Source organism: Cellulomonas sp. Leaf395, assembly GCF_001424125.1.
Taxonomy (GTDB): domain Bacteria; phylum Actinomycetota; class Actinomycetes; order Actinomycetales; family Cellulomonadaceae; genus Cellulomonas.
The window spans coordinates 402,170-425,232 of the sequence record NZ_LMQI01000001.1 but is presented as its reverse complement, the minus strand read 5'-3'; the positions used below and the strand labels follow the sequence as shown (position 1 = coordinate 425,232).

Below are 23,063 nucleotides of genomic sequence, written 5' to 3'. Positions count from 1 at the left end.
GGCGTACCGTCGACGGATGCCACTGCGGTCGGTCACGGTCCGGGTGGGCGATCTCCAGGTCGCCTATCGGCGCGCGGGCACCGGCCCGCCCCTGGTGCTCCTGCACGGCGCGTCCCACGACGGGCGGGCGTGGGCGCCGCAGCTCGACGGCCTCAGCGACGAGCTCACCGTCGTGGCCTGGGACGAGCCTGGCGCCGGCGGCTCGTCCGACCTGCCCGCGGGGTTCGGGCTGGTCGACTACGCCCGCTGCCTGGCGACCCTCATAGCGTCGCTCGGGCTCGGTCCCGCGCACGTGGGTGGGTTGTCCTGGGGCGGGACGGTCGCGCTCGAGCTCTACCGCCACCACCCGGATCTCGTCGCGACCCTCGTCCTCGCCGACACCTACGCCGGCTGGGCGGGTTCGCTGCCGGCCCAGGAGGTCCAGGCGCGGCTGGCCTGGGCTCGACGGATGGTCGCTGTGCCGCCCGAGGAGTTCGAACCCACCATCCCAGGTCTGTTCTCCGGAGACCCGCCGGCCGACGTCGTCCCCCTGCTCCGCGCGATGGCCGCCTCCGTGCGCCCCGCGACCCTGGGCGCGCAGCTGGAGGTCATGGCGAGGGCCGACCTGCGGGACCAGCTCGCCGACGTCGCGGTACCCACCCTGCTGATCTGGGGCGAGCTCGACGCCCGCTCCCCGCTGGACGTGGCCCGCCAGCTCGAGCGGGCGATCCCCGACACCGAGCTCGTGGTCATCAAGGGCGTCGGGCACGTCACCAACCTGCAGGCCCCGGAGCAGTTCAACGCCGCCGTCCGCCGGTTCTGCCGCGCGCACCAGCCGGGCGGACGCACCTGAACGTGCCGGACGGCGGGTTCGGTCCCCTGCCGGTTACGTTGGGCCCGTGATCGCCGCCTACGCCGCCCGGTTCTCGTCCGACGACCCCGTCAGCGCGCTCGAGGTGGGTGAGCAGCCGGAACCGGAGGCACGGGAGAACTGGTCGGTCGTCGACGTGCGCGCGGCCGCGCTCAACCACCACGACGTGTGGACGCTGCGGGGGGTCGGGATCCGGGCCGAGCAGCTGCCGATGATCCTGGGCACCGACGCCGCCGGGGTGACCACCGACGGGCGCGAGGTCGTCGTGCACGGCGTCATCGGCGGGGCGAGCGGGCACGGCGTCGGGGCCGACGAGCCCCGCAGCCTGCTGTCGGAGCGCTACCCGGGGACGCTCGCGGAGCAGGTCGCGGTGCCCACCTGGAACCTCGTCGACAAGCCCGCCGCGCTCTCGTTCGTCGAGGCCGCGTGCCTGCCGACCGCCTGGCTCACCGCCTACCGGATGCTCTTCCGGTCCGGTGGCGCGACCCCGGGACAGCGGGTCCTCGTGCAGGGCGCCGGCGGCGGGCTGGCCACCGCGGCGATCCTGCTCGGTGCGGCGGCGGGGCTCGAGGTGATCGTGACCAGCCGTTCCGAGGAGCGCCGGACCCGTGCGCTGGCCCTCGGTGCTGCGGCCGCGGTGGAGTCCGGCGCACGGGTGCCGCGGGCCGACGTGGTCCTGGAGAGCGTCGGGAAGGCCACCTGGTCGCACTCGGTCCGGTCCGTGCGGCCGGGCGGGACCATCGTCGTCGCCGGTGCCACCAGCGGGGACGCCGAACCGGCCGAGCTCACGCGGATCTTCTTCCAGGAGATCACCGTCGTGGGCACCACCATGGGGACGCGCGACGACCTCGGGCACCTGCTCGCGTTCGTCGCCCGGACCGGGGTGCGGCCGCTGGTCGACTCGACGTTCGCGCTGACCGACGCACGCGCCGCCGTGCAGCGGCTCGTGGACGGCGACCAGTTCGGCAAGATCGTGCTCGAACCTTGACGGGCGAGGTGTGGACCGAGGACATCCTCGGTCCGGACTACCAGGTACGGACCCTCGCGCTGCAGCCCGACGACGAAGGCGACGTCGTCGCGAGCCTGGTCCGGTACGCGCCCCCGGCGACCCTGCCGCTGCGGCCGTCCCGCGCGGTCCTCTACGTCCACGGCTGGTCCGACTACTTCTTCCAGACGGGCCTCGCCGAGTACTGGCACACACGCGGGGCCGCGTTCTACGCGCTCGACCTGCGCAAGTACGGCCGCAGCCTGCGACCGGGCCAGACGCCGGGGTACGTCGCGGACCTGCAGACCTACGACGAGGAGATCGAGGCGTCGCTCGACGTCATCGCCGGTGACCTCGGTGCGCGTGCACGCGCGATGGTGATGGGGCACTCGACCGGCGGGCTCGTCGCGGCCCTGTGGGCGAACCGGAACCCGGGGAAGCTCAGTGGCCTGGTGCTCAACAGCCCGTGGCTCGAGCTGCAGGGTTCCTCGGCGCTCCGGCACATCAGTGCGCCGGCTGTCGCGCAGATCGCCCGGTACCAGCCGAAGGCACCGCTGCCCAACATCGACCCCGGCTACTACGCGCGGACCCTGAGCGCCGCCAGCGGCGGGGAGTGGACGTACGACACCACGTGGCGGCCGAACCCGTCGTTCCCGGTTCGCGCCGGCTGGTTGCAGGCGGTCATGGCCGGGCACGCGCGGGTGGCCCACGGGCTGAGCATCGAGGTCCCGATCCTCATGTGCGCGTCGAGCCGGACGGTCATCAGCCCGCGGTGGAGCGAGGACATGCGGCACGCCGACGTGGTGCTCGACGTGGAGCTCCTCGCACGCCGGGCCGTCCAGCTGGGGTCGCACGTGACCGTCATCAGGATCCGCGACGGGGTGCACGACCTTGCCCTGTCCGCACGGCCCGTGCGCGACCGCTTCTACGCGGAGATCGACCGCTGGTCCTCCGCGTACGGGTGGGCCTGACCCTACGGACGCAGGACGCCCGTGGCCTCGGCGAGCGTCGGTCCGCCCTCGCCGAGCCGCCAGGCGCGCCAGCCGTCCACCGGGTTCTCCGCGCTGACGGCCGCCGAGGCAGCGTCGTCGGGCTCGGCGTACAGCTCGCCCGTCGGAAGCTCGATGAGCCCGTCCGCACGCAGCGTCGCGAGCAGGCGCTGGCCGCGGCGGGCGCGTACCCAGACGAGGGTCGTGATGGCGCGGCGGCTCTTGGCGAGGGTCGCCAGCTCGGGCAGGGCGCGTGGGCCGTCGGGCGAGGCATCGCGGACCGGGGCGACCTCCCCGGAGGGCGGTCCGGCCGGGGCGGGCGACTCCGGCACCGGCGGGCTGGTCGTCGGGAAGCTCGAGGAGATGGGCAGCGGGGCGAACGGCCGAGGACCGGTCACCGGCTCGATGCGCTCCCGCGGCGGAGTGCGGGGCACCACCTGGTCGGCGGCCGACCGCAGCCCGAGCACCGGGGTCAGCGTGGTGGGTGCGTCCTGGACCGTCGACGACGTGCGCGGCTTGTCCGCCGCCGGCTGCACGACGGGCGCCGGTGCCGGGTTCGGCGGGGTAGGCCGAGAGACGGGCCGCGGGTTCCCCTGCGGTATCGGCGCCGTCACCGGTGCGCGCAACGGCGTCGGTGCGGGCACCACAGGCGTCGCCGGACGCGTGACGGCCCGCAGCTCACCCGTGGCGGGAGTGCGCGCGGGCGGCGCGGGCGGGACCTCCGGCTCGTACTGGCCGCCGCCCCCTGCGAATCCCTCGCTCGACCGGACCAGCCGCAGCGCGGTCGGCTCGACGGAGCGGCGCGCACCCTCGTGCGTCGCCAACGGCGAGACGTCGAGGAGCCGACGGTCGTCCGCCCCGCGCACCACGCCGACCTGGAGCACGTCGACGTGCCGTCCGGGGCTGCGCAGGAAGCCGAGCGTGTCACCGGCCTCCGCGGCGACCTCGGAACAGAGCAGCACCAGCCGCACGCCGTCGCGCCGGTTGGTCTGCGCGCCGAAGGCCGCCTGCTCACGGAATGCGGCGAAGTCGACGGCGAACCGGCTGGGGTCCGGGTGGTAGGCACGCGCCAGGTCCGTCGTCGTCATCCGCGACGCCGCCCCGGCGTGCCGCAGCGCCGAGATGACCGCGTCGTCGTCGACCACCTGCACCACGTCGACGACGACCGCGCGTCCCGTGGCGTCCAGGGCGAGCAGCTCGGGCAGGTCGGCGTGATCGGGTGCGTTGGTCCGGGATCGGACGGCGAACAGGGGCTCACCGGCGATCGCGGCGAGGTGGTGGAGGAGCAATGAGGCGCACTCCTGGGCGAACGATCCGGTCAGCGGCTGCATCGGCTGGACGAGGCGCGGCCGGCCGTCGTCGAGCTCGAAGAGAGGCATCTGTCCCGGCCTTCCTGGGCACGCCGCCGCCAGCTGCACGTTCCCGATGTCCACCCGCGCGCCCCGACCGGCACGCGTGCGACCACACTGTCCCACAGCACGCTCAGCCCGTCAGCCCGTCTGCTTGGTGCACCCCCACGAGATCGGTCACATCACCGGCGCGTACCAGTTCTCGGGCTGCCGCCGTCCGACCGGGCGCCGTCGTCACTCGTCGGTGAGCGCCGCCTCGACCCGGTCGACCTTGCCCGTCAGCTCGCCGGAGCGGCCCGGGCGGATGTCGGCCTTGAGCACCAGGCTGACCCGGTTGCCGTGCCGGCCGACCGCCTCCGTGGCGCGCTTGACCACCTCCATCACCTCGTCCCACTCGCCCTCGATGGTGGTGAACATGGCGTCGGTGCGGTTCGGGAGCCCGGACTCGCGGACGATGCGCACGGCATCGGCGACGGCGGCGGTCACGGACTCGCCCGCACCGAGCGGGGCGACGGAGAAGGCGACGAGCATGCGACCAGCCTAGGGGCGCGTGTCGACCGCGGGGCGTGCGGGCAGGTGTGCCGCCAGCAGCTCCGCCAGGTGCACGCCCTGCACGTGGGCCAGCTGGTCGGCCTGCGTCCGGCAGGAGAAGCCGTCCGCCAGGTAGACGTCTCCGGGTGCCGCGTCGCGCAGCGCCGGGAGCAGCGCGTTCTCCGCCACCGCGACCGATACGTCGTAGTGCCCCTTCTCCATGCCGAAGTTGCCGGCCAGCCCGCAGCACCCTGCGAGCGCCGAGAACTGTGCGCCGGCGTCGGTGAGCAGGCGACGGTCGGCGGTCCACGTCATCACCGAGTAGTGGTGGCAGTGCGGCTGGACGACCGCGGTCACGTCCGAGAGGTCCGGCACCTGCCAGCGGTCGCCGGGGCCGATGGGGGCGGGCGCGGTGAGCAGCTCCGCGAGCGTGCGGGTCTCCCGCGCGACGGCGACCGCGCGGGGGTCGTCGGGCAGCAGGTCGCGCAGGTCGGAGCGCAGGACGGCGGTGCACGACGGTTCGAGCCCGACGATCGGGATGCCGTTGACCGCGAACGGTCCGAGCACGCCGAGCAGGTGGGTCAGCTGCTTCTTCGCGCCGTCGAGCTGGCCTGTGCTGATCCAGGTGAGGCCGCAGCAGGCGTCGTCCTGCGGGACCAGCACCTCGTAGCCGGCGGCGGTGAGCACCGCGACGGCGGCCTGCGCGACGGACGGGGCGAGGGTGTCGGAGAAGGAGTCGGTCCAGAGCACGACCTGCGGCTTGCGCCCGCGGGACCCCGCGCCCCCGTCCACGGCCTCCACCTCGTTGCGTCCGCGGATCTGGTCGTCCTGGCGCTCGCTCCCTCGGACGCTGCGGGTGAGGGTGACGCTGCCGCGGCCGGCGCCGCGGACCCAGGCGCGGAACGGCGTGCGCGCGAACGTCACCATCTGGCGGCGGGTGTCCATCCCGCCACCGGCGAGCACCGCGGTGGCGACCGGCCGGATGCCGAGCGCGGCGTTGGTGAGGGCCGCCAGGCCCGGGACCCGGGTGATCAGCCGCGCCCAGCGGGGCAGCCAGCCGAGCGCGTAGTGCGACATCGGACGCAGCTTCCCGCGGTAGGTACGGTGCAGCACCTCGGACTTGTACTGGGCCATGTCCACGCCCGCGGGGCAGTCCGACGAGCACGCCTTGCAGGACAGGCACAGGTCCAGGGAGTCGTGCACCTCGGGCGACGACCAGCCACCGGACACGAGCGTGCCGTTCGCCATCTCCTGCAGCACGCGCGCGCGGCCGCGGGTGGAGTCCTTCTCGTCCTTTGTCGCCAGGTACGACGGGCACATGAACCCGCCGGTCGCGGTGCTGTCCGCGCGGCACTTGCCGACGCCGACGCAGCGGTGCAGCGCGGTGGTCAGGTCGCCCGCATCGTGCAGGAACGAGAACCCGTGCCCGTCGGCCAGCAGCGGGCGGGCCCACGGGCGGCGCAGGTCGGCGTCCACCGGGCGCGGGCGGACGAGCACGCCGGGATTGAGCAGGTCGCGCGGGTCGAGGAGGTCCTTGAAGGCGCCGAACAGGTCGATGGCCTTCGCCGAGTACATGACCGGGAGCAGCTCGGAGCGAGCCCGACCGTCGCCGTGCTCACCGGACAGCGATCCGCCGTGCGCGGCGACGAGCGTCGCAGCGTCGGTCATGAACGCTCGCAGCGGGTTGCCCGAGCGCTCCAGCGGGATGTCGAGACGCAGGTGGACGCACCCGTCGCCGAAGTGCCCGTACGCGAGGCCGTCGACCCCGTGCGACGCCATGAGCGCCTCGAGCTCGCGCAGGTACGCGCCCAGCCGCTCGGGCGGGACCGCCGAGTCCTCGAACCCCGGCCACGCCTGCTCGCCCGACGGTGTCCGCCCGCCGAGGCCCGCACCGTCCTCGCGGATCCGCCACATCGCGGCGGCCTCCGGACCGGGCGGGAAGAGGCCCACCGCGGTCGTCCCCGAAGAGGCGGCGAGCGCGTGCGCCCGGTCCAGGGCCTCCTCGAGCGAGTCCCCACCGACCTCGACCATGAGCCACCCACCACCGGTGGGCAGCGGGGGCACCGCCGCGGCGCCGCGGACCCGTCGCACCACGTCGACCAACCGGGAGTCCATGCCCTCGACCGCCAGCGGGGCGTGGGCGAGCAGGGCGGGGACGGCATCGGCGGCGGTCGGCATGTCCGGGTAGCCGAGGACGACCAGCACGGGCGCGGCCGCGATCGGGACCAGACGCACCGTCGCGCCGAGCAGCGTGCCGACGGTCCCCTCCGTCCCGACCAGCGCCTTGGCCAGGTCGGTGCCCTTCTCGGGCAGCAGATGCTCGAGGGAGTAGCCGGAGACCTGTCGGCCGAACCGGCCCAGCTCGGTGCGCAGGATGTCGAGGTGTCCTCGGACGAGCGCGTCGAGCCCCGGCACGACGTCCAGCGCGCCGGCACCGGAGCGTGCCTCGAACCGTCGACCCGTGCCGTCCACCACGTCGAGGGCGAGCACGTTGTCCGCGGTCCGCCCGTACGCGACCGCGCGAGGACCGCAGGCGTTGTTGCCGATCATCCCGCCGAGCGTCGCGCGCGCCTGGGTGGAGGGGTCGGGCCCGAACCGCAGACCGTGCGGTGCGGCGGCCTTCTGCAGGCTGGCCATCACGACGCCCGGCTCGATCCGGGCCGTGCGCGCGGCAGGGTCGATGTCGAGGATCCGGTTCACGTGCCGCGAGAAGTCGAGCACCACGCCGGTCCCGACCGCGTTGCCCGCGACCGACGTTCCTCCGCCGCGCGCGGTCAGCGGGACGCCCAGGGTGCGGGTGACCTCGAGCGCGGCGAGCACGTCGTCGGTGTCCTGCGGGAACGCCACGACCTGCGGGACCACGCGGTAGTTCGACGCGTCCGTGGAGTACTCGGCGCGACGCCGGGTGCTGTCGTCGACCGCTCCGCGCAGCGCGGACCGCAGCGCCTGCACGACGTCGGCGCTGTCGGGCATGCGCGGATCCCCTGTCACGGACTCGGTCACGGCCACCACGGGGGCAGTCTCCCATCGGAAACCGGCTGCACAGCGCAGCAGGCTCAGGCGAGCGAGGCGGCCAGGGTGATCTCCGTGCCCGTCAGGGCCTTGCTCACGGGGCACGTGGTCCTGGCGTTCTCCGCGGCGGCGAGGAAGCCGGCCTCGTCGAGACCCTCGACCTCGCCGCGGACCGTGAGCGCGATCGTGGTGATGTGCAGCCCGCCGGCCGGGTCGGGACGCAATGTCACGTCGGCACTGACCTCGAGGGCGACGGGCGTGCCGCCGGCCGCCGCGATGACGCCGGACAGCTGCATGGCGTAGCAGGACGTGTGAGCGGCCGCGATGAGCTCCTCGGGGCTCGTGCCGTCGGCCTCCTCGGCGGTCCGCTTCGGGAACGTGACGTCGAACGTGCCGGCGCCGGAGCTGGTGAGCTCGACCTGCCCGCTGCCCTCCATCAGGGTGCCGTTCCAGGCGGTCCGAGCGGTGCGCGTGGACATGGTGCTCCTTTGCTGTGGGCGGTACGGGCGGATGCCCGCACCCCCCACGCTAGGCAGCCGCGGGGCTCAGCGCGCGCGTTCCAGGTGCCCGGTGACGATCTGCGCGGGTGCGCCGGCCTGGCGCAGCGCCCACGCGGCGCGGGCGTGCAGCGCACGGCGCTGGTCGGGTTCGAGGCCGTTGTAGAGCGCCTCGCGCACCAGGTCGTGACCGAACACGAGCCGGTCGCCGCGGGCCCGGACCACGCCGGCGGCCAGGCCGTGCCGCAGGGTGCGCCAGCAGTCCGCGACCGGGTCGCCGGCCAGCGAGGCGAGGTCCGCGATGACGAACGACGTGCCCAGCACGGACGCCTGGCCGAGCAGGGCGAGCACGTCGGGGCCGAGGTACTCGACACGTTGGCGGACCACCTCGTCGAGCGGGGTCATCCACCGGGTGCCGGCAGAGTCGAGCACGCCGTCGGACGCCACCAGCGCCCCCGCAGCCCGGGCGGTGCGCACGACGTCCGCGATCAGCCGCGGGTTGCCGCCCGTGGTCGCGAGCGTGCCCCGCAGCGACGGGCCGACAGGCCCGCCGACGAGGTTCTCCGCCAGCTCGACGGTCGCGCGGGCGCTGAGCGGACGCAGCTCGAGGTACCGGGCGCCGGCGCGCGTCCACGCGGCGACGAGCTCCGCGAGCTCGGGGCGGTACGGCACCGGCCGCATCGTGAGCACGACGAGCGCCCGCGGGACCGCGCCCTCGTGGGCCAGCTGGAGAAGGACCTCCAGCGACGGGGCGTCCGCCTTGTGCACGTCCTCGAGCACGAGGGCCCAGGGCCGGATGTCACCGTGGCGGCGCAGGAGGGCGGCGAACAGCTCCGCGGCACGGTCGTACCGGGCGACAGATCGTGCCGGGTCGGCGTACATCGCGTCGAGAAGGTCCGCCAGCTCGGTCTCGACCGGGCTCCTCCCGGCCCCGTGACCGGCGGCGGACGACCGCACGAGGAGCGCGTCCGACAAGAGCGCGAACGGCCAACTACGCACGTCCGAGGCCTGCGCGCTGCGCAGCTCGACGTCGAGGAGCCGGGCGGAGCCGCGCAGTGCATCGACCAGACCGGTCTTGCCGACACCTGCCTCACCCTCGAGGAGCACCGTCACACCGACACCGTCGGCAGCCGTCGACAACAGGTCGTCGAGGTCGTCGAGCTCGGCGGCACGGCCGACGAGAGGCCACGTCCGCCCCGGCTCGGCCGAGGTGCTCATGCGCCCGATCGTAAGGCCGCGACGCGGGTGCAGGACGGACCGTGCGCAGACCGGGATCAGCCGACGTACTCCCAGTGCCACGCCTCGGGCTTGCTGCCCCCCCGGGCGGCCCACGACGGCAGCTCCCAGCTGAGGTCGGGCGCGTTCGCGGCCATCCACCGGTGCTGCTTCGTCCCGAAGGACTCGATGCCACCGCCGAGGTCCACCGCGACGCCGCTGCCGTGGTTCGACGTGCCCGGCGCGGCGCACAGGTAGCCCTTGGTGCGCTTGCACGCGATCTGGCCCGCGTAGGACCGGTAGGAGTCGCTGATGACGAGGTCGGTGCCGAACTGGGCGCGGTAGGCGGAGTTCAGGACGTCGAGCTGTTCGGCGGCGTCGCACCGTAGGCGCACGCTCGCATCGAAGCTGACGCCGCAGAGCGCGGAGTCCGGGATCCTGCCGTTGGAGTACCCGAGGAGAGACTGCTTCCACGCGGCCCGCTGCGCTTCCTGCGCGGCTGCGGCGGCAGCAGCGGCGTCGGCGGCGGCCTGCGCGGCAGCGGCGGCAGCAGCGGCCTCGGCGGCGGCCTGCGCGGCAGCGGCGTCCGCGACGCGCTTGGCCTCGGCACTCTGCCGGACGGTGGTGGTGAGGGTCGCGACCGTGGCCACGGCCTCCCGCAGCTCGGCGGTCGTCGCGTCCTCCTTGCCGCTGGCCGGCGGGACCAGGGGCACCGGTGCCGGCGCGGGCGTCTGCTCGAACACGGAGGCGGGGTCGATGGGGGCCGCCGGGTCGACGGTGGTCGCCGGGTCGGTGGGGGCCGCGGGGTCGGGGGTCGGAGCGGCGGGGGTCACGACCTCCGTGTCGGGGGTTTCCTCACGCTCGCCCGAGCGGGACGCAGCCCGGGGGGCGGTCACCTCGTCACCCGTCGCCTCGACCACGAGCTCGTCGAGCCGGGCGGTCGCGGCCTGGAGCGCCTCGAGCTCGGCAGCGTCGATGGCCACCTCGGCACCCTCGGCCTGCGCGGTCTGAGCGACCTCGATCGCGTCGGCGGCGACGTCGACGGCTCCGGCCCTCGCGCGCTCGACCTGCGCCGCCTCCGGCGCGAACGCGGCGGGCATGAGACCGGTCCCGCCGTCGCGAGCGTTGGCGGACACGGTGACCATGGCGCACATGCTCAGCGCGAGCACCGTGACCACGGCCCCCTGCGCGAGGCGCACGGGATGCGTGGCCGCACGCGTGGGCGCAGGGCGCGACACGGCGTGCCGGCCACTCGTGGCTCGACCTCGGAAGGGAATCTTGTAACTCACGCGTAACACGTTAAGTTCATCGGACGACCGTCCAGGACACTTGAGGCCTCTGAGCGGGGGAGATCTCGTGAGGATTTCGTTACGGCTCCGTCACATAATTCGGGCCTCGCGACGGATACGATGCCGCCGTGCCCCCAGAATCGCCCCGCGACCAGGCTGCGGACCCGTCGGCCCAGCCGTCACCGGTGCGCGGGCTCGACGACCTCTACGACATCGCCCGGCTGGCCGACCGGCTCGGGGTCGAGCACGCCACCATCCGCGTGTGGCTCTCCCGCAAGGTGCCGTGGCTCCCGCAGCCCGACGGGCGGCTCAACGGCGGCGCGGTCTGGCGCGCGACCACCCTCGAGGGAATCGAGATGCGCCGCGAGCGGGGTCGCCCCGGCCGCAAGCCGAGGTTCGTCCCGGACCCGTCGGCGGCCGACGTGCCGCGCACCGGGATGATCCCGGTGGTCGTCGTGACCGGGTCCAGCAACTAGGTCTGGCCCGCCCTCCCTCCGGCGGGTGCCGATCGTAGGCTCGAGGCATGGACGAGGGCAGCAACAGCCCTGACCCGGCACGCGCCGCCGACGTGGTCGACGCGATGCGGGAGCTCGCCCGCGAGCGGTTCCTGCCCGCGGAACAGCGCGCCCGTGCGCACGAGGACCGCCCGCTGCCGCTTTGGCACGGACAGACCAGCTCCCAGCCGAGCACGGTCGCGGCGATGCTCCGGCTGCTCCAGGTGCCCGTCGGCGCACGCGTCCTGGACGTCGGCTCCGGCTCGGGCTGGACGACGGCGCTGCTCGCGCGGCTGGTCGGCCCGGACGGGGTCGTGCTCGGTCTCGAGCTGGACCCGGAGCTCGCCGTGTGGGGCGCGACGAACCTTGCCGCCTGCGACCTGCCCTGGGCGCGGATCGAGCCGGCGACCCCCGGTGCGCTCGGGCGGCCGGTCGACGGCGGGTGGGACCGGATCCTCGTGTCGGCGTCGCCACGGTCCCTGCCGAGCGTCCTCGTGGACCAGCTCGCCGAGGGTGGTCGCCTGGTGATCCCGGTCCGCTCGACGATGCACCTCGTGGAGCGCACCTCTGGCCAGACCCGTATCACCACGCACGGCTCGTACACGTTCGTGCCCCTGCGCTGAGGCGGCTCCGGTATCCGGACGAACCAGCGGATTCGCCAGAACGTGACGAATGGCGTACCTGCCAGTAACGTGCACCGGGCGTGCGCCAACTTGTGACTGCCGTCACGATTCGCTGCACGCATGTCGATTCTCCTCGAAGCCAGGGATGCGCACATGCCACGTCGACCCGTCCTCGCCGCCGTCACCGCCGTGTCCGTCGCGGTCACCACCGCGTTACTGGGTGCAGGCGGCGCATCGGCGGCACCTCCGCCGGCGGACGGCCCGACCGCGGGCAACGCGAAGGCGATCGACGGACGGCTCGACGGCAAGCTCGCCCGCGACCTGGTCCGGGCCACAGGCACTGTGACCGCCTTCGTCCAGCTCGACGCGAAGTCCGGCAGCGACGTGACAGCCGACGGTGGCTCCCCCGCCGAGGTCAAGGCGGCCGCCGCCGACACCGAGGCGCTCGCCGACGAGGTGGTCCCGCAGCAGGCCACCGCCCGCTCCGCCGCCACAGCCGCCCCGAAGCAGATCGCGACGCTCACCAATCTCGTTTCGGGCACGCTGGTCACCGGAGACGCCGAGCAGGTCCGGGCGCTGGCGGACTCCCCCGACGTGGTCGCCGTCTACCGCGTCACCCCGAAGACCCTGGACAACGCGCACAACGTCGAGTTCACGCGCGCGCTGAAGGTGTGGCAGGACACCGGCGAGACCGGCGCGGGCGTCCGCATCGGTGTCATCGACACCGGCCTCGACTACACGCACGCCGACTTCGGCGGCCCCGGCACGGTCGAGGCCTACGAGGCGGCGTACGGCGCCGACGGGTCGGGTCCCGTCCCCGAGGGGTCGTTCGACCCGGCCAAGTTCATCGGCGGGTACGACTTCGCCGGTCCGCTGTACGACGCGGACCCCGCCTCCGGGCTCCCGGGCGCGACCACGGTCCCGACACCCGACGACAACCCGATCGACTCCACCTACCTGTCGGACAACAGCGGCCACGGCACGCACGTGTCGGGCTCCGCGGCCGGCTACGGCGTCGTTCCCGAGGGCACGACGTTCGACGGCGACTACAGCGGGCTGACCGACGTCTCCGACTGGCTCGTCGGCCCCGGCACCGCACCGGGTGCGGGGATCTTCGCACTCAAGGTGTTCGGTGACATCGGCGGTTCGACCAACCTCACCTCCCTCGCGCTCGACCGTGCGGCGGACCCGAACGCGGACGGCGACCTGAGCGACCGGCTCGACGTGGTCAACATGTCGCTCGGCAGCAGCGGCTCCCCCGCCGACGACCCGGACAACCTCCTGGTCGACGCGCTGGTCGCGCTCGGCACCGTCATGGTCATGTCCTCGGGCAACTCCGGTGACATCACCGACATCGGCGGCAGCCCGGGCAACGCCCCGAGCGCCCTGACCGTCGCCAACTCCGTCGGCGCCCCGCAGACGTACGACGGCGTCGAGGTCACCGCGGCCGCCGACCCCGCCCTCGTGGGGCTGCACTCCGGTCAGAACTCGGTCGCCTACGGCGGCGCGGACGTCACGGCACCCGTCGGCAACCCCGGCAGCAACTTCGACGGTTGCACCGCGTTCACCGCGGCCCAGGCCGCCGCCGTCACCGGCAAGGTCGCCTACCTCTGGTGGAACGACGACGACGCCGCCCGACGCTGCGGCTCGGTCGTCCGGTTCAACAACGCGACGGCCGCCGGCGCGGTCGGCGTGCTTCTTCCCACGGAGCTGACCCCGTTCGCCGCCGGCATCTCCGGCAACGCCGCCATCCCCGGCTTCCAGATGACGGCCGCGACGACGGACGCGCTGCTCCCGGAGATCCAGGCCGGCACGCTGACCGTGCACATCGGCCCCGGACTGTCCGGCACCGTCGTGGAAGACATCGCCGGCGACATGCTGAACTCCAGCTCGTCACGCGGCGTGCACGGCTCCCTCGGTCACGGCAAGCCTGACGTCGCCGCTCCTGGCACGCAGATCCTGTCCGCCGCCTCGGGTGCCGGCAACCAGTCGAACTCCCTGTCCGGCACGTCGATGTCGAGCCCGCACGTCGCGGGTATCGCCGCCCTCGTCCGCGCGGCCCATCCCGGCTGGGAGGCCGCGCAGGTCAAGTCCGCCGTGGTGAACACCGCGACGCACGACATCTGGACCGGCCCGGACGGCAGCGGCACGGCCTACGGCCCGGAGCGGGTCGGCTCCGGCCGTGTCGACGCGTTCGACGCGGTCAGCACCGACGTCATCGCCTACAACACGCAGAACCCCGAGCAGACCTCGGTCACCTGGGGTGTGGTGCCGGTGGGTGCCACCACGGTCACCGCGGCGAAGACCGTCACGGTGAAGAACTTCGGCACCACCAGCCAGCGGTACACCACCTCGGTGTCGAGCTCGTCGACCTCCGGTGGCGCCACAATCACGGCCTCCCCGGCGTCGATCACGCTGCCGCCCGGGAAGTCCGCGGTCGTCACGCTCACCCTCACGGCGGACCCGACGACGCTCCAGCGCGAGCTCGACCCGACGTCGGAGGCCATCCAGTCCGGCGTGCCGCGTGAGTACGTCTCCGAGGTGTCGGGTCGCCTGGTGCTGACCTCCGGCTCGTCGCAGCTGCGGGTCCCCCTGCAGGCGGCTCCCCGGCTGGTCGCCGACCTCACGGCGTCCCCGGTCGCCTTCGCCGACGCTGCCGCTCCGACGGCGGACCTCGCGATCAGTGGTCGCGGTGTGGCGTCGGGCGGCTGGTACTCGCTGACCACGCCACTGAACCTCGGCGCCACGAGCCCCAAGCTCGAGTCCGTCGCAGGGCTCGTCACCTCGCCGTCGGCCACCGCCGCCGGTGACATCCGGTACGTGGGCTGGGCCTCGACGGCACCCACGATCGCCGCGGCCGGCGGTGACCCGTCCACGGGCCTGCTGGGCATCGGCATCGCGACCGACGGGGAGTGGGCCACGCTCGGCCGCTACGTGATCCCCGTCATCGACATCGACATCGACGGTGACGGCGCGTACGACCTGGAGACGGTCGTGCAGAAGTACAACGCCGACTCCGACGTCACGATCGCCGCGACGTTCGACTACACCACCGGCGAGAACCTCGACGTCCAGCTCATCAACGGGTTCTCCGGCAGCATCGAATCGGGCGTGTTCGACAACAACGTCCTGGTCGCCCCGATCGGGCTCGACTGGGCCGGGATCCCCGCCGGGTCCACACCGACCATCGACGTGTGGACCTACTCCGACTACGCGTCGGACGACTCCGGCGTCCTCGACACGGCCGAGTCGTTCACGGTGAACCCGTACGACCCGCCGTTCTGGTTCGACAACGACATCCCGGACTCGTTCTCCACGCTGGGGGGCGGCGGAGCCACCATCCCGGTGCACAAGGGCACGGGCGCTGCGGACGGTCAGCTGCTGGTGCTCCAGCACCAGAACGGCGACCCGGTCTCCCGGGTGCAGCTGGTGGACGTCACGGTCCCGGCGGCGACGCCGACGACCACGACGCTGGCCGTCACGGGCGGGAAGAAGGCGGGCCAGCAGCTCACGCTCACGGCCACCGTGGCACCGGCAGAGGCCACCGGCACCGTGACGTTCCTCGACGGGCAGACCGAGATCGGCTCGTCGGCCGTCACGGCCGGCAAGGCGACCGCCAAGGTCACGCTCGGTGCAGGTGCGCACTCGCTGAGCGCGACCTTCGCGCCGGACAGCGGGCTGTTCGCGCCGTCCACGTCGGCGGTCGTCCCCGTCGACATCAAGAAGTCGGCCTCGACGGCGGCCCTCACGTTGTCGAGCAACTCGGCCCCGTTCGGAACGGTCACCACGGCCACGGTCGTCGTGACCGGCTCGTCGGCGGCGCCGACCGGCACCGTCGAGATCAAGGAGAAGGGCAAGGTGCTCGGCTCGGGGGAGCTCACCGCGGACGGCCTCAAGGGCACCGCGACGATCGCCCTGCCGGCGGACCTTGCCGTCGGGACGCACCAGCTGACCGCGGTCTACGCGGGCAGTGCGGACGTCACGGGCTCGCAGACCCAGCGGTCCTACCGGGTGACCCCCGCGACGCCGTGATGGGGCAGACCGTGCAGCGCTGAGCCACCGGCTCATCTGACGTGGGGCCGCGTCGACCTCCTGGTCGGCGCGGCCCTCGTCTGTCTTGTGCCGACCCTCCTCCGACCGGGCGACACGACCGGTCTCAGGTTCAAGCGCCGGGCCCCCGGCGTCGATAGAGCGGCATGGGATTGTTCAGACGCGCAGCGAGGCCGTCCGACGGCCAGGTGGTGCCGCACCCCCACACGCCCGCCGACGAGAGGCGCTCGGTCCAGGTCGAGCCGCTGAACGCCGCCGAGCAGGTGTGGGCCGCGCAGCACCGCGAGATCATCACGGGCCTGTGCGCGGGCACGGTCGACACGCAGACGCTCGGCGACCTCTTCGACCGGGTGCAGGCGATCTGGCTGCAGTCCGACGAGCGCTCCCGCGGCGTCCCTGGTGCACGCGTTCGGCGTCTCGCTCGGTGACCTCGTCGCGCAGCGCGTGCCAGGGCTCCTGTGGGGCTCGGCCCGCGGAGCGAGCGCCCCCGAGCTGGTGCTGACGCACTCGGAGATCGACCTGGTCGTGTTCCCCGTCGCCGCGGTCGCCACGTCCTGGGGCGAGGCACCCGTCGGCTGGGTGGCCGAGTACGTCGAGGAGGCCTCGGGCGGAGCGCTCGAGATCATTGCCGGGGCGCACCAGCCGCACTGACGACCTCGGCCCGCCGCCAGAGCGCGCGGTCCGGGGCGAGCGACATCGGCACGGCGACTGCCGCGACGGTCAGCGGCCACGCCCAGTAGTCCAGGCCGATGAACAGCCAGATGCTGCCGTGCATCAGCGTCACGGAGACGACGAACAGCAGCCGGGTGCGTCGGACCGCGAGCCACAGCGGTGCGGTCAGCTCGAGCAGCAGGGCACCACCGGCCAGCGAGGCGCTCACCCAGCCGTACTGCGCCACCGCGTGGGCCAGGTCCTCGGCGACGGGTCGAGCCCCGCCCGACAGGTGTGCCGACAGACCCAGGCGCAGGACCCACGTCATGTTGTCGCTGAACACCCATCCCGGCCCGCTGTGCACCAGCTTCTGCGCGCCCGAGACGAAGTACGCCATCGCCAGCACCGCGAGCGCCGCCCGGGGTGGCCACCCGTAGCGGACCCGGACGTCGCGCCAGCCCGAGGCGTGCGGGGTCGACGCGAACAGGAAGACCGACGCCACCAGCACCGTCAGCACGTCGTTGTGCATCACCTTCCCGGAGCTGCCCCACAAGGCCGTCAGCGAGGTGAAGGCGATCCACAGCCCGATGAACGCCAGGTGCGGCCGCACTCGCGCGAAGACCAGCAGCGCACAGGCGAGGCCGACGACCTGCACCGCGACGAGCGCCGCGGGCGTCGGGGTGCCGGTGTACCAGCTCATCACCGTCAGTCCGTCCCGGAGCGCGGCAGGGCGCTCGGCGATCAGGCTCCAGTCGCGGGTGGCGAGCCGCAGGGCGATGACGGCCGCCAGGAGGATCTGGATCTCCGCCACCCGGAACCCCGGACCGGGCGCCACCAGTCGTTCGTCGATCCGTGACCAGAGCCGCCTCATGGGTCGACGCTCACGATCGTCGTCCGGTCGACGTCGGCCCACGTGCGGGCGTCCTCGTCGTACTCGCGCGCGATCCTGTCCAGCCGCACGGACGCGACCGTCGCCGGGTCCACGCCCGACACGGAGAGCCACGCGAGGACCATCTCTCGCTGGACCTCCTCGGACTCTCCCGGGAGGTCCCCGAACTGTCGGTCGGTGGTCACCACGACCGGGTTCGTCTCCGAGACCAGCAGGGGTTGATCGGTACCGTCCCGATGTTCGGCGACCAGCTCGAGCCTGGTCTGGTCGGCGGTCCTGGTCTCGCTGAAGAGCCGGAACGCGGTCAGCGGCCACAGCTCCAGCTGCCCGACGGCGACGACGGCCATCACCGCCAGGACGGACCACGTCACGGCGCGGCCGACCCGGGCCTCGCGCTTCTGCTCCGCGGACTGCTCCTGATCCGACACCACCGGGCTCCTAGAAGAGAACGTCCGGCTCGGGCTGCACCACAGCCGCCGGCACCAGTTCACCGTCGCGCACACCCCGGGCCGCGATGCCCGCGAGCTCGTCGGCACGCTCGTTGAACTCGTCCCCCTGGTGCCCGCGCACCCAGACGAACGAGACCGCACCGGGCCGCGCGGCGATGGCGGCCTCGATCGACTGGATCAGGGCGAGGTTCTGCACCGGACCGCCGCCCGCCGTCCGCCAGCCCTTGCGCTTCCAGCCGGCCACCCAGTCCGACGAGCACTTGATGGCGTACTGCGAGTCGGCCTGGATCACCAGCGGCTTGTCCCCGGGGTGCGAGCGGATCGCCTCGAGCACGGCCATCAGCTCGGCGATCTGGTTGGTGCCGGACGGGTGGCCGCCGCTGGCGCTGGAGCCGTCGTGGTTGGCCCAGGCCCACCCGATGGCGCCGCCGGGGTTGCGCAGGCAGGAACCGTCCGTGCTGACCGTGATCACGGAACGTGATTCTGCCGTGCCTCAGACGGCGGGACGACCAGCGGCGATCGCCCGAACGGGGTCGTTCGGTGCACACCCGCTCACGTCCGCGGCGGGATCGACCGATGTGTCCCCATGACGACGTTCGAGGACACGGACCTGTTCAGCGAGGCGTTCCACGACTTCCGCAGCGTCGGAAGCTCGAGACGTCGCCCGGCGCTCGTGACCCCCGTGGTGATGGTGGCGGCCGTGCTGCTGGTGGTCGCGGGCTTCGTGTGGGCGCGGAGCGGTCCGCTGCCCGCGGACCCGGCGGTCGACGCCTCGACGCTCCTGACCCAGTTCGCCGCCGAGCAGACCTCCCGGGACCGGTTGTCGTCGGACGACCTGAGCGGCCTACGCGTCGACGCGAGCACCACCCGGTACCTCACCGAGACGTCCACGGGCCGGCACTACGCCGCCGTCGGCACCTCGGGCACGCTCTGCGTAGTGACCGTCCGGTCGGGCGAGCTGTCGGCGATCAGCTGTGCAGCTCCCACGTCGACGGCTCACGTCGCCGTGGACGACACGCTGCTCGTGGTCGCGTCGACGGGGCCCGTCCCGGCCGCCGCGAACGGCTGGCGCGAGGCGGGCCCCGACGTCTTCGTGAACGACTGAGGACTCACTCGGGCAGACGGAGCCGCGCGCCGAGGGCCGCGGCACCGATGACCGCACCCGCGCACGCGAGCACGATGTCCTTCAGCACGTACTGGGCCGTCAGGGTGGGCCCGCCGGCGGGGAACAGCTCGCTGTAGAAGAGCACGAGCGGCGACATGATGCCGACGAGCGCCCCGGCGAGGATCACCAGGCCCGTCCGCAGGAACAGGCCCGTGACCAAGGTCAGGCCGATGACGGTCTCCATGATCGCGGTCAGCAGCAGGGCCGCCGTCGGGCCGACGAGCCCGAACGTGAGCGTGCCGATGGTCCGCTCGGCCAGCTCCGCGGCCGGGCTCATGCCGGGGAAGAACTTCAGGATGCCGAAGCCGAGGAACACCAGCCCCAGGCTGATCCGCAGCGCGGTGATGGAGTGGCGGGTGAGCACCGTCGCCAGGCCGGCGACCGCGCGGGTGACCATCGAAGGGGCGGGCGCCGCGTCGCGGACGAAGGTGTTGCTCGGCACGGGAACCGATGTTCCGGCAGCGGGTCGCGCGCTCGAGGTCTGGGTGGGGGTGGAGGACATGGTCGTGCCTTTCCGGTCAGCACCCGCGGTCGGGGTGCGGCGCCGGTCTCGTCGCCGGCGGGACGTGGCTACCGGTCGGTAACCACGTCACAGCAGGAGGACGGACACCCCTGTCTGATACGCCCGGCTTCCACCCGTTCGGCCCATTTCACCCGTCCGGGTGACCCCGTCAGCCCAGCGCGAGCGCGTCCACCACGCGCTTCACGCTCGACGAGAGACCCCATCGCTCGGCCAGAGCGACGAGCGTGTCGGCGTCCGCGACGACGTGCGGCAGCCGGTCGTCGACGTCCCCGACGGGTGCGTCCGGCGCGACCCGCACGACCGCCGGCGCGACCGTCAGGTAGTCCGCAGCCTCCACGAGACGCTTCCGCTGCGTCGCCGTGAGGCCGGGGTCGCCGGCGTCGCGCGCGGCGAGGATGCCGGCCAGCGACCCGTACCGGTGGATCAGCTGCGCGGCCGTCTTCTCCCCGATCCCCGGCACGCCCGGCAGCCCGTCGCTCGGGTCCCCGCGCAGCACCGCCATGTCCGCGTAGGCAGGTCCCGACGGGACCGCGTACTTCTCCTGCAGCAGCGCCTGGTCGACCGCCATCAGGTCCTTGATGCCACGGATGGTGTAGAGCACGCGCACCGGGACGGAGTCGTCGACCAGCTGGAACAGGTCCCGGTCCCCCGTGATCACCTCGACGGCGGCGGGGTCCTTCTTCGCCACCTCCCGTGCGACCAGGGTGCCGATGACGTCGTCGGCCTCGTAGCCGGGCACGCCGATCCGCGCGATCCCGAGCGCCGCCAGCACCTCGACGATGATCGGGACCTGCGGCGCCAGGGTGTCCGGGATCTCCTCGGCGCCCGTCGTTCCCGGCACCTCGACCGCCACGCGGTGCGCCTTGTACGACGGGATCGCGTCGACCCGGAACTGCGGGCGCCAGTCGTCGTCCCAGCACATGACGAGCCGCGTCGGGCGGTGGGCGGTCACCAGGGTCGCGATCATGTCCAGCAGCCCGCGGACCGCGTTGACGGGCGTCCCGTCCGGCGCCTTCACCGAGTCGGGGACCCCGAAGTACGCCCGGAAGTACAGCGACGCGGTGTCCAGCAGGAGCAGCTTTTCAGTGCGTTCGGCCATGGGCCGAGTCTGGCAGGAACCACCGACCAGAGGTCGTCCGGAGGGAGGACCGGCTCCGGCGCACGACGACGGCCGGTCGACGTCCCCTCCGACGTCGACCGGCCCCCGTGCGCGTCCTCCCGGGGGTCAGCCCACCGCGGAGAAGTCCAGCTGGTCGTCGACCACCGCGATCACGCTCCACGTGACCCCGTCCGCGTCGGCGAGCTCGTACGACGGCACCAGCACGGACGCACCCGTCGGCAGCGTCGTCAGCGCGACCCCGAGCCGGGCCGAGACCAGCGTGACCTCCTGCACCGGCCACGCCAGCGGGCTGCCGGGGCTCGGAGTCGGGGGGACGGTCGGCTCGACCGGCATCGACGAGACGGAGTCGTCGGCCCGCACGCCCTCAGCCGCGAGCGGCATCACGCCGCCGCCGCCCGACGCGCCGAACCGCGGGTCGCCCAGCCGGGCGACGGCCTCGGTCGGGCTGACGACGTCGTAGCTGCCCAGCTCGACCAGCGGGGCCAGCGGCGCGTACAGCGACTGCACGCCGTCGGCCACGAGCGTGACGCTGGCGGTGACCCCCGTCTGCTGGCCGTCGAGGACCTGGCTGGCCGTGACGTTGGTGACCTGGACGCTGCCCGGGTCGGTCGAGGCCGTGAACTGGTAGCCCGCGGGATCGACGCCGACGGACGACAGGGTGTCCTTCGCCTGCGCGATCGCCGCGTCACCCGTCGGGGCGGGCTCCGACGTCGTGCACTCCGCCGGCGGGTCGATGATCGCGGGCTCCGGCACGGCGACGGCACCCTCGACCGGGTCCTCGGCGGCCCCCGTCTCCGGCTCGCCGATGCTGTCGGGCGCGGACCGCACGCAGTTCCACGGGTCCCTCGTCGGGTCGTAGTAGGACAGGCTCGCGAGGCCGTCCGCCGACAGTGACACCGACGCACCCGAGCCGTCGTTCGGGCCCACGGACCACGTGCCGTACTCGAGGCGCGGCTGCCCCGCGACCCCGAGCGTCGCAGCCGCCGCCGCGACCGTCGCCTCCGAGTACGTGCCCGCCGCGTCGAACCCCCACGCGGCGCCCGAGCCACCCTCGCCGGACAGCCCGCTCGCCGTGAACACGGTCCGGCCACCCCACCACGGGTACATCAGCTTCGCGTCGGCGGCCATGCTCGTCGCGGCGTCGTCGGCCATCGGTGCCATCTCCTGCGCCGCCGCGTCCGGTGCCCCGCCGTTGTCCAGCGAGATCGCCGGCGCGGCCGTGACCGTCTCCGGCGCACTGTTCAGGCCGTACGCGTAGCTGGCGCCGCCGACGACGGCCACGCCCGCGACCGCGGCCGCGACCTGCAGCCAGCGCGGTGCGCGACGGGCCCGGCGAGCCGCGAGCTCGTCACCCGGCGTCGTGACGGCCACCCCCGTCCGGTCCGACACCGCCGCGTACAGCGCGGGCAGGTTCGGGTCCACCCCCGCCGCCGGGTCCGCCGCCTGCAGCCGTGCGAACGCGACGTCCGGCCCGCCGGCGTCCGGGGTCTCCGCGCGCCCGGCGGCCTCGACCCCCGTGCCGTCAGGGGTGGCGTCCGGCGTGCTGCTGCCTGCCTTCTCGTGCTCGGTGCGGTCGTCCACGGCCCTGCCTCCTGGTTCGGGTTGCCTGTACCCCTCCTGTGTCCCGACCAGCCGCCCCCTTGCACCCGGGCCGCCCGCGAGATCGGCAGTCTGCGACGAGATCGGCAGTTTCAACTACCGATCTCGTCGGAAAGTGCCGATCTGGGCTGACGGTCGGGCGGGATCCGGGGGGCGCGGTCCGGAGGACGGGGTCAGGCTTCAGCCGATGCCCACGCCTCGCGGAGGCGGGCTCGGGCGCGGCTCAGTGCGGCGTCGGCGCCGCCGCGGCCGATGCCCAGCACCTGGGCCAGCGCGTCGCCCGTCAGGCCCTCCCACGCGTTCAGCAGCAGGATCTCCCGGTCGCGTGGGCTCAGCGCGCCGAGCACCTCACGCACGCGCTCCTCCTGGACCGCGCGGACGGCCGGGTCGTCGGAGTCGACGTCGTCCGGCACGTCAGCGACCGGGACGGGGCGGCCCTTGCGGCGGTGGTTGGCGACGACGAACCCCGCGGTGCGGTACAGCCACGGCAGCTCGGCGCCGTCCGGCACGTCCGCGCGACGGCGCCATGCGACCGTGAGCACGTCCGCCGCCAGGTCCTCCGCGTCGTCGCGACCCGCGCGACGGACCACGAACCGGTGCACCGCGGTGGCGTGCTGACGGACGAGCGCCTCGAACCAGGCCGCGTCGTGGACGGAGCCCACCGGTTCGTCGGTCGGCGTCCGGTCGCCGTGCGCGAGCGACGTCTCGCTCTCCGGCGTGCTCGGTATCGGCGACGGCACGGTGCTCCCAGGGTGGTGTCGGTCGAAGGCCTACACCTGCACT

The 23,063-nt window shown here is 73.6% G+C and carries 22 protein-coding genes; 9 read left to right on the top strand and 13 right to left on the bottom strand.

Going from position 1 to position 23,063, the window contains the following annotated elements:
- Window positions 1-16 precede the first annotated feature (16 nt).
- Genes ASG23_RS02020 through ASG23_RS02010 form a run of 3 tightly spaced genes read left to right on the top strand, consistent with a single transcriptional unit; the run spans window position 17 to window position 2,806 of the window.
- On the top strand, window positions 17-832 hold the full coding sequence (locus ASG23_RS02020) for an alpha/beta fold hydrolase (RefSeq protein WP_056019330.1): 816 nt from the start codon (window positions 17-19) through the stop codon (window positions 830-832).
- Between the two features lie 46 nt (window positions 833-878).
- On the top strand, window positions 879-1,838 hold the full coding sequence (locus ASG23_RS02015) for a zinc-binding dehydrogenase (RefSeq protein WP_056019328.1): 960 nt from the start codon (window positions 879-881) through the stop codon (window positions 1,836-1,838).
- A complete protein-coding gene (locus ASG23_RS02010) occupies window positions 1,835-2,806 on the top strand; it encodes an alpha/beta hydrolase (RefSeq protein WP_056019327.1) in 972 nt (323 codons plus the stop codon). Before ASG23_RS02015 ends, ASG23_RS02010 begins: the two co-directional genes overlap by 4 nt.
- Window positions 2,807-2,808: 2 nt before the next feature.
- On the opposite strand, the gene ASG23_RS02005 is transcribed toward ASG23_RS02010, so the two are convergent.
- From ASG23_RS02005 to ASG23_RS01980, 6 genes are all read right to left on the bottom strand, one after another.
- Complete coding sequence (locus ASG23_RS02005; protein WP_056019324.1) at window positions 2,809-4,203, bottom strand: hypothetical protein; 1,395 nt, start codon at window positions 4,201-4,203, stop codon at window positions 2,809-2,811.
- A gap of 204 nt (window positions 4,204-4,407) precedes the next feature.
- Window positions 4,408-4,704 (bottom strand): MTH1187 family thiamine-binding protein, encoded by a 297-nt coding sequence (locus ASG23_RS02000; protein WP_056019320.1) that lies wholly within the window; start codon window positions 4,702-4,704, stop codon window positions 4,408-4,410.
- A 9-nt stretch (window positions 4,705-4,713) separates the two neighbouring features.
- On the bottom strand, window positions 4,714-7,677 hold the full coding sequence (locus tag ASG23_RS01995) for an FAD-binding and (Fe-S)-binding domain-containing protein (RefSeq protein ID WP_056019317.1): 2,964 nt from the start codon (window positions 7,675-7,677) through the stop codon (window positions 4,714-4,716).
- 83 nt (window positions 7,678-7,760) lie between these two features.
- Entirely contained in the window at window positions 7,761-8,195 is a 435-nt protein-coding gene (locus tag ASG23_RS01990) for an OsmC family peroxiredoxin (protein WP_056019314.1), read from the bottom strand.
- A 66-nt stretch (window positions 8,196-8,261) separates the two neighbouring features.
- Entirely contained in the window at window positions 8,262-9,431 is a 1,170-nt protein-coding gene (locus ASG23_RS01985) for an AAA family ATPase (protein WP_056019309.1), read from the bottom strand.
- Window positions 9,432-9,487: 56 nt separating this feature from the next.
- Window positions 9,488-10,627 (bottom strand): M15 family metallopeptidase, encoded by a 1,140-nt coding sequence (locus tag ASG23_RS01980; protein ID WP_157465478.1) that lies wholly within the window; start codon window positions 10,625-10,627, stop codon window positions 9,488-9,490.
- A gap of 218 nt (window positions 10,628-10,845) precedes the next feature.
- Between ASG23_RS01980 and ASG23_RS01975 the strand changes: the two genes are divergently transcribed.
- The 5 genes from ASG23_RS01975 to ASG23_RS01955 all read left to right on the top strand — a co-directional run bounded on the left by ASG23_RS01975 (window position 10,846) and on the right by ASG23_RS01955 (window position 16,535).
- Window positions 10,846-11,193, top strand: coding sequence for a hypothetical protein (locus tag ASG23_RS01975; RefSeq protein ID WP_157465477.1), 348 nt, complete (start codon window positions 10,846-10,848; stop codon window positions 11,191-11,193).
- A gap of 47 nt (window positions 11,194-11,240) precedes the next feature.
- Window positions 11,241-11,834, top strand: a complete 594-nt coding sequence (locus tag ASG23_RS01970) for a protein-L-isoaspartate O-methyltransferase family protein (protein WP_056019302.1) — start codon at window positions 11,241-11,243, stop codon at window positions 11,832-11,834.
- Window positions 11,835-11,987: 153 nt separating this feature from the next.
- Window positions 11,988-15,866: a S8 family serine peptidase gene (locus tag ASG23_RS01965; RefSeq protein WP_056019299.1), complete on the top strand. Its 3,879-nt coding sequence runs from the start codon at window positions 11,988-11,990 to the stop codon at window positions 15,864-15,866.
- 164 nt (window positions 15,867-16,030) lie between these two features.
- Window positions 16,031-16,312, top strand: a complete 282-nt coding sequence (locus ASG23_RS01960) for a hypothetical protein (RefSeq protein ID WP_157465476.1) — start codon at window positions 16,031-16,033, stop codon at window positions 16,310-16,312.
- Entirely contained in the window at window positions 16,284-16,535 is a 252-nt protein-coding gene (locus ASG23_RS01955) for a DUF3806 domain-containing protein (protein WP_056019291.1), read from the top strand. The genes ASG23_RS01960 and ASG23_RS01955 overlap by 29 nt, the downstream gene beginning before the upstream one ends.
- Here the strand turns inward: ASG23_RS01955 and ASG23_RS01950 are convergent.
- From ASG23_RS01950 to ASG23_RS01940, 3 genes are read right to left on the bottom strand one after another with little or no spacing between them, the layout of a single operon-like run.
- On the bottom strand, window positions 16,507-17,406 hold the full coding sequence (locus ASG23_RS01950; protein ID WP_056019288.1) for a hypothetical protein: 900 nt from the start codon (window positions 17,404-17,406) through the stop codon (window positions 16,507-16,509). The genes ASG23_RS01955 and ASG23_RS01950 overlap by 29 nt on opposite strands.
- Complete coding sequence (locus ASG23_RS01945) at window positions 17,403-17,852, bottom strand: hypothetical protein (RefSeq protein WP_157465474.1); 450 nt, start codon at window positions 17,850-17,852, stop codon at window positions 17,403-17,405. The genes ASG23_RS01950 and ASG23_RS01945 overlap by 4 nt, the downstream gene beginning before the upstream one ends.
- Window positions 17,853-17,862: 10 nt before the next feature.
- Complete coding sequence (locus ASG23_RS01940; RefSeq protein WP_056019282.1) at window positions 17,863-18,345, bottom strand: ribonuclease H family protein; 483 nt, start codon at window positions 18,343-18,345, stop codon at window positions 17,863-17,865.
- A gap of 114 nt (window positions 18,346-18,459) precedes the next feature.
- On the opposite strand from ASG23_RS01940, the gene ASG23_RS01935 reads away from it, so the two are divergent.
- Entirely contained in the window at window positions 18,460-18,978 is a 519-nt protein-coding gene (locus ASG23_RS01935; protein WP_056019279.1) for a hypothetical protein, read from the top strand.
- 4 nt (window positions 18,979-18,982) lie between these two features.
- Here the strand turns inward: ASG23_RS01935 and ASG23_RS01930 are convergent, their stop codons facing one another.
- The 4 genes from ASG23_RS01930 to ASG23_RS01915 form a co-directional block, all read right to left on the bottom strand.
- Window positions 18,983-19,480, bottom strand: a complete 498-nt coding sequence (locus tag ASG23_RS01930) for a DoxX family protein (protein ID WP_235520808.1) — start codon at window positions 19,478-19,480, stop codon at window positions 18,983-18,985.
- Between the two features lie 229 nt (window positions 19,481-19,709).
- Window positions 19,710-20,660 carry a 5'-3' exonuclease gene (locus ASG23_RS01925; protein ID WP_056019276.1) on the bottom strand — a complete coding sequence of 317 codons (951 nt, stop codon included), beginning with the start codon at window positions 20,658-20,660 and terminating at the stop codon, window positions 19,710-19,712.
- A 126-nt stretch (window positions 20,661-20,786) separates the two neighbouring features.
- Window positions 20,787-22,262 carry a hypothetical protein gene (locus ASG23_RS01920; RefSeq protein ID WP_056019273.1) on the bottom strand — a complete coding sequence of 492 codons (1,476 nt, stop codon included), beginning with the start codon at window positions 22,260-22,262 and terminating at the stop codon, window positions 20,787-20,789.
- A 191-nt stretch (window positions 22,263-22,453) separates the two neighbouring features.
- Window positions 22,454-23,020: a sigma-70 family RNA polymerase sigma factor gene (locus ASG23_RS01915; RefSeq protein WP_200941487.1), complete on the bottom strand. Its 567-nt coding sequence runs from the start codon at window positions 23,018-23,020 to the stop codon at window positions 22,454-22,456.
- Window positions 23,021-23,063: the final 43 nt, after the last annotated feature.